The 15,775-nt window shown below is 41.2% G+C and carries 10 protein-coding genes; all 10 read right to left on the bottom strand.

Going from position 1 to position 15,775, the window contains the following annotated elements; genetic code table 11:
* Positions 1–91: 91 nt before the first annotated feature.
* The 10 genes from ACSX1H_RS17570 to xrtN all read right to left on the bottom strand — a co-directional run bounded on the left by ACSX1H_RS17570 (position 92) and on the right by xrtN (position 15,743).
* The gene (locus tag ACSX1H_RS17570) at positions 92–1,420 is read right to left on the bottom strand and encodes a thioredoxin family protein (protein ID WP_439185551.1); all 1,329 of its coding nucleotides are present in this window, start codon (positions 1,418–1,420) and stop codon (positions 92–94) included.
* A gap of 65 nt (positions 1,421–1,485) precedes the next feature.
* Entirely contained in the window at positions 1,486–2,826 is a 1,341-nt protein-coding gene (locus ACSX1H_RS17565; RefSeq protein ID WP_439185550.1) for a thioredoxin family protein, read from the bottom strand.
* A gap of 281 nt (positions 2,827–3,107) precedes the next feature.
* Positions 3,108–4,604, bottom strand: a complete 1,497-nt coding sequence (locus tag ACSX1H_RS17560; protein ID WP_439185549.1) for a hypothetical protein — start codon at positions 4,602–4,604, stop codon at positions 3,108–3,110.
* A gap of 20 nt (positions 4,605–4,624) precedes the next feature.
* Positions 4,625–5,785, bottom strand: a complete 1,161-nt coding sequence (locus tag ACSX1H_RS17555) for a hypothetical protein (protein ID WP_439185548.1) — start codon at positions 5,783–5,785, stop codon at positions 4,625–4,627.
* A gap of 27 nt (positions 5,786–5,812) precedes the next feature.
* Positions 5,813–7,258, bottom strand: coding sequence for a RagB/SusD family nutrient uptake outer membrane protein (locus ACSX1H_RS17550; RefSeq protein WP_439185547.1), 1,446 nt, complete (start codon positions 7,256–7,258; stop codon positions 5,813–5,815).
* Between the two features lie 35 nt (positions 7,259–7,293).
* Positions 7,294–10,947 (bottom strand): SusC/RagA family TonB-linked outer membrane protein, encoded by a 3,654-nt coding sequence (locus ACSX1H_RS17545; protein ID WP_439185546.1) that lies wholly within the window; start codon positions 10,945–10,947, stop codon positions 7,294–7,296.
* Between the two features lie 150 nt (positions 10,948–11,097).
* On the bottom strand, positions 11,098–12,297 hold the full coding sequence (locus ACSX1H_RS17540; protein WP_439185545.1) for a FecR family protein: 1,200 nt from the start codon (positions 12,295–12,297) through the stop codon (positions 11,098–11,100).
* 78 nt (positions 12,298–12,375) lie between these two features.
* Positions 12,376–12,936, bottom strand: a complete 561-nt coding sequence (locus ACSX1H_RS17535; RefSeq protein ID WP_439185544.1) for an RNA polymerase sigma factor — start codon at positions 12,934–12,936, stop codon at positions 12,376–12,378.
* A gap of 245 nt (positions 12,937–13,181) precedes the next feature.
* Positions 13,182–14,246 (bottom strand): magnesium/cobalt transporter CorA, encoded by a 1,065-nt coding sequence (corA, locus tag ACSX1H_RS17530; protein WP_439185543.1) that lies wholly within the window; start codon positions 14,244–14,246, stop codon positions 13,182–13,184.
* 147 nt (positions 14,247–14,393) lie between these two features.
* Positions 14,394–15,743 (bottom strand): exosortase N, encoded by a 1,350-nt coding sequence (gene xrtN / locus ACSX1H_RS17525; protein ID WP_439185542.1) that lies wholly within the window; start codon positions 15,741–15,743, stop codon positions 14,394–14,396.
* Positions 15,744–15,775: the final 32 nt, after the last annotated feature.

Raw genomic sequence — 15,775 nt, 5'->3', positions numbered from 1 at the left:
ACAAAGGGTCAAAAAAAAATCGCTCCGTAATAAACTATTCCCGGAGCGATGTTATTAATCTAAAACCAAAAGAGTGAATCTATTATCAAAACTATTTTAAAACTATGCTTTTACCGGCCTTCATTAACTCCAGGTCTTTTTTGATCGACACATTGCGCTTATTCTCATTTTCCAACGAGTACTGATAAGCTTCTTCCATGAGTTTAATGGCTTCTTCCTTGTCTCCATCCATCACATAAAGAAGTGTGGCATACTGACGTGTTATAGCAGCATCGCCAGGTATAATATCATAAGCCACTTTCATCCAACGCCGTACATCCTTTTTCTCCTGTTCTGTGCGCGCAAATTTGGCATAGCAATACACCATAGCTGAAATTTGCTGACTGGCTCGTACCGAATGCGGGATAGATGCCAAGGCCTGCGTATCGCCTTCTGCCTTACGTTTCATGACATTTAAATAGCCATTTCGTAAACGTTCAACATCAACCGATTGAATAAAAGCCTCGTTATTATCGCGTACTAAGGCCTTATATTTTTCGCCCATACCTGCTTTCTCGTAGAAAAACGTGTAGGTTCTTTTGCGCTGGTTATCATCCACTTTTATACCAGCGTCGGCAGCACGTGCTAATGCCAACTCCAAGATGCTGGTATCCTTTTTAGCAATGGCATAATCGGTTGTTTTTTCAATCATGCTCTTGGGCAAATTCTGAAATGCTTCACGAATATCTTTTCGAATGTATTGCTTCCATGCTTCTGAGCCGAAATTACGCTGAATAATTTCATCGGCCATTCCTCCAAAGATGATCTCCTCATAATGGTCTGATAATAGCACCACCATTTCTTTGCTCGACTCATCAATGCTTTTCTGAACGCTTAAATACTGCTCGAGAATATGGGTGTAATTCGTTGATTTGCTTTCTTTCAGCTTACCAAGATACATCTTTAAAAAGTGCTCATCCTCCTTTTCGGTATTGTATCGCTCGGCCAAACGGCCCACACTATTGGGGTCTTTTGAGTACTCAATGGCCAACTTCACTTCTTTCATAAAAAGCTCAGTAGGCATTGCAGCTGAGAAACGGTAAACCACATTGCCTTCGCCATCTAAAAACACATAGCCTGGTAGTCCCTGAATGCCATACTTACGTTTAATCATCGGTCCTTCACCACGCTCCACATCCACCTTTAATGCGACCAGGTGTTCATCAAAGTAGTTCCCTACCTCTTCTTCCATAAACACGGTTTTAGCCATATGCTTACATGGTCCGCACCAAACAGCATACCCATCAATAAATAAGAGCTTATTTTCGGCCTTTACCTTTGCTAAGGCCTCTTTTAAAGTGCCTGATTCGAAGCTGATGCCTTGGGCAAAAAGGCCTGCAGCCATCAGCATCAATAATAGTGTACTATAAATTTTTTTCATTGGTCTAATTTCTTTTTGATAAATGAATGTATTGCAGCCTTTGAGCAAGCTCATCTTGCCAAACATTAGTTCTGTTGCTTGTTTTTCATTTTATCTAGCTGCCTTTGCAATACCCCCCTGCTTTTATCATTCTCTGGAAGTTTATTCACAGCCAATTCCTTATAGTGAATGGCCTTCTTTAATTTGCCTTGTTTATTGTACACAGTCGCTCTCAGATTATCCATTCTGTATTCATCCGGAACCAGCTTTTCGCCGTAGTCAATCCAGGTGTGCAAGCGCTTAAAATCTTTTTTACTGGTGCAGTATTTCAGATAATTGAAGCCTGTTTTTTCAATGGCCTTGGTTTGCGCAAGAGCCTCGCGCCCTTTTTCCAGGTTTTTGAGAACAGCATTACCTAACAAACTTGGCTTATAAGTGTTGGTCTTATAGTCTTCGTAGAAGGCCTGATCTTCTTGTTTAATTCGCTCCAAACTTTTTGCTGACATGATGCTATCGATATAGCTGACGGCCATTTTCTTGTACCCTTCAGCATCATTTGAAAACATCAGGCAATCCATTTCAAATTCCTTCAGAACTGTTGCATCGATGTTGTTCCCTTCCAACTCTTTCCAATTGGTAACAAAAGCGCGCATTAATTCAGGATTCTGTTTAGAATAGGCAGCCACTTTTGTGTTACTCACCATTCGTGTAAACATTTTTTTAAGCATCACTTCCTCTCTACGTGTGGCAATATCAAAAAACTCATCGTAGTTGGTTTTCAAAATCTCCTCGGCCTTGCCATCCACCAGCATGTATTTTGCGTGTTTCAGGAAAAACTCGAACATATCCACATCGTCCTCCTTTATTTGGGTTTGCACCTTTAGCCAGGCTTCGATTCCTTCCGTGGGGTTTTCGCGATTCTGAATCATCTTGTCGATGTATAATTTCAGAAAATGCTCATCGTTTTTTTTGTTTTCAAACGCTTCTTTCAACTCTGCGATACTCAGGCCGCTGTCTTTTGCCTCCAAAGCACTCTTTGCTAAAGTTATCAATCCTTCCACATCTTTGCCGCCAACCCCTTTAGAGATCATCTCGCCATCACCATTAATAAATAATAAGGTAGGGTAAGCATTTACTTTGTATTTTTTTGCTGTTGCCCGTCCTTCTTTTTCGGCGTTAAGCTTCAGGTTGATAAACTCCCTGTTGAATAGCTGACCAACCTCTTGATTAGGAAATACTGATTTGGCTAACATTTTACATGGCCCACACCAATCGGTATAAAAATCAATAAAAATTAATTTGTCGCTTTTTTGAGCTTCCGCCAGCGCATCTTCAAATGCGAGGCTTTTAAACGCAATGCCTTGCGCATTTACCCGACCGCCAAGCAGGGATAATACGCATATCAATGCAACTGTAATTTTTTTCATAAATGATTATTTAACTTTTAACTAAGTTATCCGCAAAACAGCATTCGGTTCCCGAGTTTCCTTTTGCAGGATGTTTATTTAAGGACGCAGGAAAATTCAACGAGAGTGACAGTGATAATTAAAAAAGTCGCACCAGTTGCCAAGTGCGACTTTATAATAAACCAGATTTCAAACCTATTGTGGCCGACTAATCAACAGGTAGTAGTTCTCTGTATTCACCATCCTATTCATCAGCTTGCACTTTTGTTTATAATTAATGCCTTCAATTTACTTAGGCCCATCTACTCATATACAAATTCATAAACAAGCGAATTATCACTTCCATTGGTGAAAGCAGCCGTAATACGCTCAATTGATCCATCTTCTGTTGTGGTGTACGTGTAGTTTGATTCATGTAAATAATCATAACCTCCTTTAATATAGTCTTCATTCTGCGAACGAACCTTGTGAGGCATTAGCATACGGGTAAATAAATCATATAACCAAACGTTATCAATAGCGCTGAAGTTAAAAAAAGGTGGCAAACCTTCAATAAAGGTTGGCATAAACACGGTTTTAAACTCTGTTACCACACTCACATTTTGAGGACGGATGGAAGTTGGATCACTGTTATGCCAATGCGTACTAAACAAGGAAATACCCACCTCCAATGGATCAGAATAAAAAGGCCCCTCAATTACGGCTGATTGACCGTAAAAACTTATTGGCAAGCCATTCTCATCGTACTCAAAGCGCTGTGCTACCACATTTTCCTCGTAATCCACCTTTTCATCCGGAGCTGCATCATATACTTCATAAGAAATATACTTTACGGATTTTACGCGTTGATCGGCTCCATAGGCAAAGATATTCTCCCTCATGTAGCTCATCTCATTTCTCGAATTGTAGCTCTTTTTAATAAAAGATGTTACCTGATTAGCTTCATTGTATTGTAAAGAAAAAATATAGGTAGAATTCGAACTTTGATAGAAAATAATTGAATCAATCCGGTTCATTTCGTCCACCAAAATATCGATTGGCACCGTGCGGTTTCTCTCATTGATATAATTGATTCGTGATGGAATTTGCGAAACCGAAGCTAGCACTAAAGTCACATCTTTTTGGTACGAACGGTCTCTGCTGTCTGTCACCACAATTCTAAAAGGATAGGGATCGCCTTTAACCATGTTATCCTCCATTAAACTCAAGCCTTTTTTCAGATCATAATCATAAATGGTCGTGTCAGCCGGCACTTCGAATAGAAAGCGCTGCTCGCCATTAAAAATATACTCCACCGACTTTAATGGAACAGCACCAGTAGTTGCTGTTCCGGTTGGTTTATAAATGGGCCCTTGAAGTGTAATTTCATTGCCTCCCTCAAAATTAATTATTTCAGGGCGCGATGTTTTTTTGATATTAAACTTAACTGTACGGTTGTAGCCGATTCGCTTGGTATCCTCTACTCTGAAAGTGCGAAACAAAATCGTATCTACATCTGTACTCACCGACCTTATATCCAGTTCATAGTCCATGGTAAAGCTTGTTTGGCCTTCATAACCTTCAACATAGCCAAGCGACTCATTGGTATAAGTGTCTTTAACCTCAATGGTATTCACGCCATTGGGAATTCGCAGGGCCAATTGCAGATTATAAACCTCCATCACTGTATCTCTTCTGAAAGTAACCTCTTTTTCTCCATCGGTAAATCCGGGCAGCGGAAAGTCAGGCTCCACTTCACAGGCCGTAAAACCTGCTATACTCAATATGATGATTAGTATTTTTAATGTATTTTTTTTCATTGTCTTTAGATTTTATAGAATTATTGATACAGTGACTCAATCTCAGGATTTAAAGCCCTTAGATCAATTCCTAATGATATAAATACATCGGCCATTGCCCGGCTGCGCAAGCGCATATTCTCCGGCAAATCATCAAAGCCAAGCTTATACCTATCACTGACTGCTGAGCGGTGAATCAACTCATTGAGGAAACTCCTGATGTCTTCTTCTCTGTTCATCAGAAACATATGTCTGGGTCTAATTCTATTGCTACTTCCAAAACCACTTGATGACTTTATATATGGATCGTAATATTCATTTGTCGAGTAATCACGTTTGTAGGCCACCTCCCACTGATTAAAATATTTGGTATCGATAAAACCTAACTCATGATACCATTCAACGGGAATATAAGGTGAATAAAGATACGGTGCCTCCAGACCATAAGCCTCCCCAATGGTGTCACCATAAAAAGGCTCTACACTGGTAAATAATTCATCGGGAAACTCTTTATATAAATCGTACATGTCCATCATGCGCACGGTAAACACATAGAAATTATCTTTTTTGTAGGTGTCATACGACGGCGCAATATCTTTCATATTGCCATTGAAGACAATGGAATTACGGTTATAGACTGATCGCAGGCTTTTGTCTCTAGTGTAGCTTGCAATTCTCGAGTCCGAGATAGTCAGCGCCTCCAAACCAGTTTCTTTTCCTGCTCTTAGCTGGCTGGCTAACAAAATTTTATTGGGGAAACACTCCGCTATCTTACTGTTCTCGAGATAATAAGCAAACAAGGTTGTGTCTAAAAAACTCAGGGCCGCATCTACATGCTCTTCGTACGAACTGATGGTAATTGAGCGGTCTGGAAAGTTCATTATGTACTCGAACTCATCAATGCTGTTTCCATCCTTATCTGTGAAACGGTCTTCCTTTATGGTCGGCATTTCAATGTCATTCCATTTCTCGGTTTCCGATAGGCCCTCTGCTGTGTATCTGAAATCCTGGTTGGCATCGTACTCATACAACAGACCACAGTTAAATTTCTCAACCAATCTTTTCACAAGAGGTTTCGACTGATCGGCCAGCTCAATGGCTCGATCTCTGTCTTCCAAAGATGGTGTTAGGTCATCTTCTTTGCTACAGGCTGTCATTACTACCGACAAAATCCCAAAAGCTAATATATATTTCTTCATCATTCTGTTTTTAAGTTAACCCACAGTTAATTACTGAGTTGACACTTTATCATTCCGTTCATTATTAATAATGGCAGGATTGTTCTCGCGCTCCTGAATTGGAAGCGGCAAGGTGTAGTTCAAATCATCAGATTCTAAAACAAACACTTCTGTTTTAGACACTTCCCCCTCCGAATCTAAGGTTGTATAAACATGCTTAATAGGATCTTTCTCCTTCATGCGGCGCAGGTCGAACCAACGGTGGTGATCTTCGTAACAAAGCTCGCGGTAACGCTCATCATATACATATGCCAGCACTTCTTCCAGACTGACAGGATACACTAAGCCCGAAACATCGTTAAAACGGGTCGCATGCAGCTCCTTTATCACCTCTATGGCTGTCGCATCCTGTTTTTGTGCCAGGGCTTCAGCTTTATTCAGGTAAGCCTCGGCCACTCTCATATTCTGGTAACCAAAAGTTGTGTATACATCATCAGAATTCGTCCCTTCGTAACCTGGTGCATTCTTATTGGTAATGTGATAAGTGCCCCCCTGCATACTAAAAGAAACAAAAAACAAGGAGCGTCGCTTATCGCCATTTTCGTACAAATCGAGCAAAGCCTGCGGCGTGCTATACCCCAAAGGTTTATTAGATGATGGCACCCCTAGTTTACTATTGTAGGTTTTATGCCAGGCATATAATACTTCAGGATTGCCTTGGGTAATAAATGCTCCGCTAACAGGCATTACAGCCAGTTGACCATTGTTAATGACTCTATCGGCATACTCAATGGCGTCGTCCCACTTTTCCTGATACAACTTCACACGCGACATCAATAGGTCGCAAGCTAATGGCGAAGGATGCCATTTGGACTTTTTAAGACCACTGGTCGCAAGCAGCTGGCGTGCATCCGATAAATCTTGTTCTATAAGGACATAGCCTTGTTCAACACTGCTTCGTTTCATTACTACCTGAACATCGGTACCAGTTCGCAATGGCACTCCTAAATCAGTGTCCTTGGTACCCGAATTAAAAGGCTGACCGTATAGGTTAAGCAAATTAAAATACGATAAAGCCCTGATAAAATGCGCCTCACCTTTAACAAATAATTTCTCTTGCTCATTTCCTTCCATGTTATCAATCGACTCAATAACATAATTGGTAATGGCAATGTCTTCATAAGCATTGCCCCAGGCCGAATTGATGGATGGCACCACCGTATTCCCATCTTCATCAATTTCTATCTCCTGCTGCCAGGTGTAGGTGGTTTTGTTGTCTTTATATGAGATAGAGGTAGTAGCCACTTCTTCTAACTCATCGGTCATATAATAGACTGAACTAAACATCGCATACTCATTGCTGAACTCCTGTAGTAACAGTGCGGCAAAGTGTTCGGTCGACTCCACTGCCGTTAAGTCTTGCGATTGCTCCTCCAAAAAGTCAGAACAAGCAGTTAAACCTCCAACTATAATTAATAGATATAATATTTTTTTCATTTCGACTAACTTAATAAATGGTTTCACCATGATTTCTACAAGCTCACATTCAGGCTAAAGCTAAAGGTTGGTAAACTTGGTAAACCAACATTTCGAACCTGGTTGGGGTCCTGACCCTTTAATTTCTTATCGAAGGCCCATACTGCCACGTTACTGGCCTGAACGCCTAATCGCATCGACTGAAGGCCCATTTTACTTATTAACTGGTTGGGCATTGAGTACGACAAGGAAATAGAGGTCAGACGAATGTGATCGCCTTTAACGGTTCTGGCATCGCTTAAATCGTAAAGCTCCCACAATGTTGATCCTGGAGGGAAAATACCACCCCCTAAACGATAATTACTAGCATGATCACCTACCAACAGCCTATCGTTACTTAATGCAGGGATGTTCGTAAATTGCTCATTGCCAGGCTGACGCCAGCGGTTGTTGAAATCAGCACGCATATTTTCATAAGGTAATGGTAGTTGCTGACTTCCGTTGTACAAATCGAGTAAACGCACTTTATAGCCTAATTTGTAAGAAAAGTTAGCCGACATGGTCAAGCGTTTATACCTGAATTCTGTACCAAATCCGCCATGGTATTGCGCTGTACGTTGACCTTCATACACGAGCATCTTTTCCAACTGCTCCTCTTGTGTAAGTTCTGGCGTATTCAAATATTTAAAGGTGGGTAGTCCATTTTCATCTAAACCATCGAACTGGTAGGAATAGAAACCGCTGGATGGGAAGCCTTTTTTATAAATACGTCCATTCAGGTACTGCGAAATGGTTAAACCTCCATCTTGGCTACTTTGATTATTGTCGCGTAAGGCATCATCAAAACCTTTCAGCACACGGTCGATATTTCTTGAGAAGTTAAAGCGGGTGCTCCACGAAAAATCTTTGCGATTAATGTTTACCGTTCTGATATTAAATTCATAAGATTGAACATCGCTGCTGCCACCGTTGAATAGCTGGTTCCCCGCTCCATTAACTAAAGAAACAGGTCGCATTAACAACAAATCGTCGTTAAATGAATAGCTGTAATCAAAAGCTCCACTTACACGTCCGGCAAACAAGCTATAATTTAATCCCACATTGGTGGTTTTATTCAATTCCCATCGCAGGTTTGTCTGTGGGAAGCTCACCAGGTCGGCCACATTCTCGTTATAATCAAAATAGGAACTGTTATTTGTTTCTGGTCCATAGTCACGAATGGTCATGTAAGGCGTTGCACTGGGAATGGTGCCTCTCACCCCATAAGATACACGTAAAGCCAGTTCGTCGATTTTCCCATCTCTGTTCCAAAAATGCTCATTATGGATGTTCCAACGTGACGATACCGACCAGGTTGGCTTAAACCGGTACTCTTCAAACTGCCCAAAAGCATTGGTTCCATCACTACGCATGTTGAAGTTCAATACGTAGCGATTATCATACACATAATTAATAACACCAAAAAACGACATGGCATTGCTTACCTTATCGGTAATGCTTGGATATAATTGGCGGTTGCTAAACCAGTTAATCATGTTATCGTAGGCATAAGCATCGAAGTCAAACCCTTCAGGAGTATTATTCACTTTAGGTAAGTACACAAATCGCCGGCCGTTTTCATGTACATATCCTGGAACTGTAAACCCATTGGCTCCCCAGTATTCGGTAGAACGGGCCTCTTGCGAAAGGTTGACGTTGAGGACATGACGGCCCAGAACCTTCTTATAATTCAACTGGTTGGTGATGGCATAGGTATTTTGTGAGGTCATTCCCCCTGAATACAATCCACCAAAAGGAACTGTGCTTTGCTCATCAACATTTTCATCAATGTAGTCTTCAATAAAATCATAGGTTCTAAGTTGAGCTACATAAAAGGTATTCTCGCCAATCCACTCCTCCTGAAGGTTGGTAGTATTGCGGTAGCTCGCCAAAGAGCGAAATGTTAAGTCACTAGTAATGTCCCATTGCAACTGCGCTGAAATTCCAAAATCTTTATTCGTGATATTGTGTGCCGAATTATCGATTTCACTCAATACATTGTAACGACCATAAATATACCCCCCGTCTTCATCACTAATTCTACTTCTGTTTACTAAAGGTCGTTGTTGGTAGAAGTAGTTCCCATCTTCATCGTAAATAGGCACAGTACGGCTGGTATAATAGGCCTCGTTAAATACGTTTACCGAGCCATGATTATAGGCACCTTCCTGCACCGAACCGTTCATTTTTAATGATAGGCGTATATTGGGTTTCAAATCAAAATCGAGGTTGGCACGCCCGGTAATACGGTTCAAATCCACCCCTTTTTCAACACCTTTCTGCTCATCATAACCAATTGACACATAATATCTGCTACTCTTACTTCCTCCACTTACGTTCACGTTATGATTTTGGTTGAAAGCCGGGCGGTACAATTCGTCAAACCAATCTGCATTTAAGGTTTCCAAATAGGACACTCTATTCTGGAACTGCTCAAAGGTATACGTACCATCCCAATAATTGAGCAACGCGCCTTCATAACCAATACGATCCACATTTTCATAATCCTGCCCCGTTGGTGTTCCCAGATTACGCTCATACATCTCTCGCGAAACAGCAATGCGCTCTTTGGAGTTCATCAACTCAAAGTCGCTATACGACGGGCGCTCTACCACACTGCCGGAGAAAGAATACGAAAAAGTTGGTTTTCCTTCTTGTCCGCGTTTAGTGGTTACAGCAATTACACCACCCGCCGCGCGTATACCATAAATGGCCGTTGCAGAAGCATCTTTCAGCACGTTAATGCTTTCAATATCCTGTGGGTTGATACCCGTAAGGGCATTACCAATGATATTCACATTATCAAAACTGTTTATATCATCGGCCGATAGTGGCACTGGATCTTCGTATATTACCCCATCAATCACCCATAAAGGACTCTGATTGCCCGTAAAAGTATTCCCGCTACGAATACGAATTTTTGCGGCAGCACCGGGTGTTGTTGAGATATTAGTCACCTCCAGTCCGGTCGCTTTTCCTTCCAGCATCTGGTCTACGGTGAGCGCATTTTTCAGCTCAAGATCCTCAGATGTTACCTTTTCGATGGCACTGGTGAGTTCTCTTTTATCAATCACCTGATAACCAGTCACCACAACATCGCCCAGCTCATGCATTTCGGGCATTAACAGGACATTCAGGTTTGTTTGACCATCCAGTTTAACCTCCTGTGTTTCGTAACCAATAAATGAGAATACAAGCACTCCTGTTGAAGGAGGTACCAGGATTTCAAATTGACCATTAATGTCGGTTACCGTTCCTAAAGCACCATTTTTAACCATGATATTAACCCCGGGAAGTGATTCTCCCGTTTCGGAGTCAGCCACCACGCCTTTAATAACGGTCTTAGAGTTTTGGTCCTGCTGCGCAACTTCTTCCCGATTCTTAATGATAATCACATCATCAACCATTGTATAGGTTAAGTTTGTGTTATCAAGCACCTCTTTAAGCACTTCCTCCACAGTGACATTGGCTCTGTCAATAGAAATTGTACTCAGTTCGGCCATTATTTCTTCGTTAAAAAAGAAGCTGTAATTGCTTTGCTGCCTGATTTCTTCAAACAGTTTGGATATACTAACATCCTTCATGTTCAAATTAACCCGCTTACTCTGCGAATAAGAGTTGGCAGAAACGGTTAGTACTGCACTAAAACATAGTAAAATGGATAACCTCATAATTAACCATAATTTAGACTGCTCCCCCGGAGGCCGGAGAGTCGATAAATGTCTCTTTTTTTTCATACTTTTGTAAATGCTAATAATTAATGTATCAACTGTTAAGGGTATGTTAATCTAGAGGGTGCGCCAACACCCTCTTTTTTTATCTTAACGGGTAACGTATATAGTTCTACTGTTTTCTATTTCGATGTGCACCGACATCTCTGCCTCAATAATTTCTAAAATACTGGTCATTTCTTTATACCGGGGCAGGTCACCTGTGAAGCGAATATCTTTAATGCTTTCGTCTGTTATAAAAACATCAACATCGTACCAACGCGCAACTTTGGCCAAAAAGCTTTCTAATGGTTCATTTCGGAACTTAAAACGACCATCTTTCCAGGAGGTATACAAATAGGGATCGACTTCTTGTTTTATCAGATTTTCAGTTTCCTTATTAATTACCGATTGCTCATTAGGCTTTAAATACTCAACCGCATTATCTCCTAAAATACTCGGGTAATCTACTTTAACTTGTCCTTCCACCAAAGTAGTCACCACGTTGACATCTTCGGGGTAGGCCGATACGTTAAACTCAGTACCCAGTACTTCAACTACCTGACTACCTGACTCCACAATAAATGGTTGGTTGGCATTATGCGCAACATCAAAGTAAGCCTCTCCCTTGAGTTTTACACGCCTTTCTTTACCTGTAAACGGTACTGTAAATGACAGCTCTGTATCGGAGTTTATCCACACTTGTGTGCCATCGGCCAAAACCAATTTGTACTCACCACCTCTTGGCACCCGCACAGTATTTATAACCCGTTCAACTGTTTCTGTCGACACATTATCTGAATAATCTACTGTCCCCTCCTGGTTTTCAATAGACAAGCTTCCTTCCTGAATGACCTTTTGGTCTGGGCTTTCCAGGTTAACCACCTCTCCACCTGATAGGATCAATTCAGCCTTTGCCGAGCCAGGCTTTATACTTGTAACTGCAAGAGTTTTATGCTTACTATGCGAAGTGTTCATTTGATAACCAAAGTACAGAGTAAGACCGATAACGAACATTGCCGCAACAGTTGCAACAGCTTTAAACACCCTTAGACGCATTAAACGACTCTTTGACGGCTTATTAGTCATCCGCTGAACGAACCTTGACCATTCGTTGGGAGCATCAATACTGTTATATTTTTTATTCCAGAGTTTATAATTGTGCGAATCGATGATTGTATCGGCCAAAGCTTTATTTCCGTCCTTCTTTTCCCATTGCTCCAGTTGTTGCCTTTCGTTATCACCTATAGTGCCTAAAACACGCTTTACCAAGAGTTGGGCTATATCTATTTGCTCCTTTATTTCCTTCATAGCTAATTAAGTTACGACAAAATGCAACGCCGTGTTAATCAATAGACGCAAGAAAATATTAGCGGAGTGACAAGCGAATTAGAAAAATTTTATAAAACTTGTTAATAGTATAGAAACAAACTGGCTTCCAAGCTTATCACGCAGTGCCTTATAGGCCCTTTTTTTTACAGTTTTAACTGTATTTAAGGTGACTCCCAGCTCGTCAGCAATATCCAGATTACTATAGCCTTTAAGAGCCAGATTAACAACTTGAGAGGCTTGTGGCGATAACTCTTCAATGGCACTTCGCAGCAGTTGATAAGTTTCTTCTCGTAAAATCTCATCTAAAACTACCTTTTCAGCAGCCGGGAGCTCATCATTCAAAGGTGTATTACTTGTTTTCTTCTCTTTACGGATAAGACTGATGCACGCATTTTTCACTAAGACATATAAATAGGCTCGCATGGCATTTTCGTCGGTGAACTCTTCGGCATCATTTTGCCACAGTTTTACAAACGCCTCCTGCGCAATATCTTTTGCCTTCTCGCCATCATTAAGTATACGTGAAGCCAGCATGCACATAGTTGGAAACAGACGTATAAAAATATCTTTGAACGCTGTACTATTATATTCTATTTGATTCCCTGCTAGCTTCATCATCAAAAGCACAGACTAAAGAAAGGCCTGTGTTTACAAGTTTTAACAAAGTGCGAATATAAGATTTGCTGATAAATTACGATAATATTATTGCTAAATTGACGATAACCTAACCTACAAATTTACTCACAGACCAACCGGAATCTTAACATTTGGGTGAGTTTTTATTTGATGTTTTCTCTTCACACAATACCTCTATCCCATTAACGACCAACCCCTTGAACCTGGACGAAAAACAACAATTTAAATCATAGCCACTTTTTTCGCTTAAAATACACAATCATTATCACCACAACGGCAATGATAACCAGCCACATAACAAAATAGCTGTATTTGTAATGCAACTCAGGTATGTGGTCGAAATTGGTTCCGTATACCCCGGCGATAAAGGTGATGGGAATAAAAATGACGGAAAAGATGGTCAGCATCTTCAACACATCATTGAGTTTATAAGCCACTGTGGTGTGGAAGATATTTAGCTGGTCAGATAAAATCTCGCGGTAATTATCGACCGCTTCGTTGGCCAGATCAATGTTGTGCTTCAACTCATGAAAGTGCATCATTACCTGCTTATCAACCAGCTCTGAATCAAGCTTACACAAGTTAATGATCATCTCCCTGCAAGGTTTAATTATTTTTCGCAGGTAGCTAATCTCCACCTTGTATTTATTGATTTTTTCGAGGCTGTCCGATGATGGCTGTTCGATCAGCTCATCGTCCAGCTCCTCAATTTTTTCGCCCAAACGACTAATTATATGGATGTAATTATCAATCACCACATCGAGCAAAACAAATGCCAGGTAATCGGCTTTTGAACCGCGCAGGCGTTTCCGGTTTTTCCGCAGGCGCTCCCGAACGGGCGTAAACACATCACCCACACGCTCCTGAAAAGAGATCAGCACATTCTTGTTAAAAACAAACGCCAGGTTTTCGGAGGTGATCTCCTCATCGTCATTATCAAACTGCAGCATTTTTGTCGATATAAAAATGCAATTATCATACTCGTGCACCTTTGGCCGGCGGTGCGTATCCAGCACATCTGCCACAATAAGTTTCTCCAAATCAAACTGATCCGACAATCGATTCAATACCTCGGGCTCGTGCAGCCCATCAATATTGAGCCACGACACCGAATCGTTACTCAGGTAATTAAGTGCTTCCTCCGAAGCAGCTAACTCTTTTTCCTCCAGCCTATGCTCGTTGTAATTAATTAAGCTGTAGCGAATAAATTCAAGCTTTTGTTCACCCAGAAACTTTAGGTCGTAGGGTGATAAACCGATGGATTCCTTTTTTGATTTTAAAAACCTGGCCATATTAAAATCTGTAAATAATTCAACTAATGATTGATATAAAATTACTTTAACAAATATCAATCAGCCTCTTATAGGAAATATACTAACGAACCTGTAATATAGGAGGCGTCAGTTAAGTTAAGAATAATATTGCACAAACAACCAGCTTCATTCCAGCAACTGTAAAGCCAGTTTCAAACAAGCTTCTTTGCTCTTGGCTGATACGTTAATCACGCTATAGGGTGCTTCGTCAGTCAGAGGTGCCAAACGCCACTTAAGTTGACTGCAAGTTTGCGATTGACCATTGGAATACCACCAGCATGAAAATATCGGTGGCTCATGGTCTTTGGTCAATTTAAAGGTGTACACCTCATGCCCATTAACTTCTTCTAACTCCTCTTCCTGCACCTGGTAACCGCTGGCACGCCAGCAAATAAACGGATGATGATCAGCGCCCAGGAAAAAAGCCGGTGGTTTAATGTACACTAAGGCCTCCTCGCTACTGAGCTTCACAATGCCATCAGAACCAACTGTTCGGTTCATGTGAGGTATTTCAATTGTAAGAGGACCAGCCTCATCTTTTAGCTGATTTTTAGTAATAAAAACCGAACTAAAGACCACCGATATAATTATTATTAATAACATCCTAGGAATATTTACTAAATGCTTTACTTCAACATAAGCCGGCAGGTATAATCTGGTACCAACTGCCACAAAAAGGATTAGCGGTACACAGATGTTGGCGGCAAAGACCAGCAGTCCGATTAGTTCGTGCAGGGCCGTACTAGGCATTGCTTTAAAAATAACCGTTAAAATGATTCGCGACACATTTCCAATCATCACAAAACCAATCGCTGCCAGCATCACAAGGCTTATCACCTTGACTCCGGCCCTTAAATCATGCCGTTTAGCTTTAAATGCAATCAGACATAAAGCCATCACCAAAGCTGAAGTCAGCATGTTCAGGCCCATACATTCGGGGGCAACCGTGTAGCTGATATCATTCAATACCATGCGGTTACCGACCTGTTCAATGGTTGGATACATCACCTGCAACACCTTAACGGCAAAAGAGGTCAGTTGCAAACGAATCGAAAAACTGAAGGCCTGAAAGGCATACTGAAAGGCCGGCACGGTGATCAACAGCAAGGCATAGGATAAGAGTGTTGGACGATAAGCTGTGCGCATTAAGGTCAATAGCAGTGCCAATCCAAAGCCCAAGTAAAAGATGCTATACACATGCACAACATAGTAAACAAGCAAGAAAACCAATGCGGCTGATGCTGTCAACCGAGGGAACGACTGATTGCCAGCTTTCTGCAAGGTAAATGGCAGAGCCATAAAAAACATGGCCTGCTCGAAATGAAGTCCGCCGTAACTAATGAACACAGGAACAGCTGCCAGGAGCATTAAGCCGGTGTAAAGATAAACCCGACATTGTGGCTGAAGTAAAGCTCGCCTGCCTTTTGCCACCCAACTACTTATTCCAGTAACTAGCTGCACTGTTACTCGACACACAAATGGATGATTGAAACATAAACCAAGAGCGA

It is taken from the genome of Carboxylicivirga taeanensis (assembly GCF_051851475.1).
GTDB classification, from domain to species: Bacteria; Bacteroidota; Bacteroidia; order Bacteroidales; family Marinilabiliaceae; genus Carboxylicivirga; species Carboxylicivirga taeanensis.
Note: the sequence above shows the minus strand (reverse complement) of the source record. Positions and strands in the feature narration are given on the sequence as shown.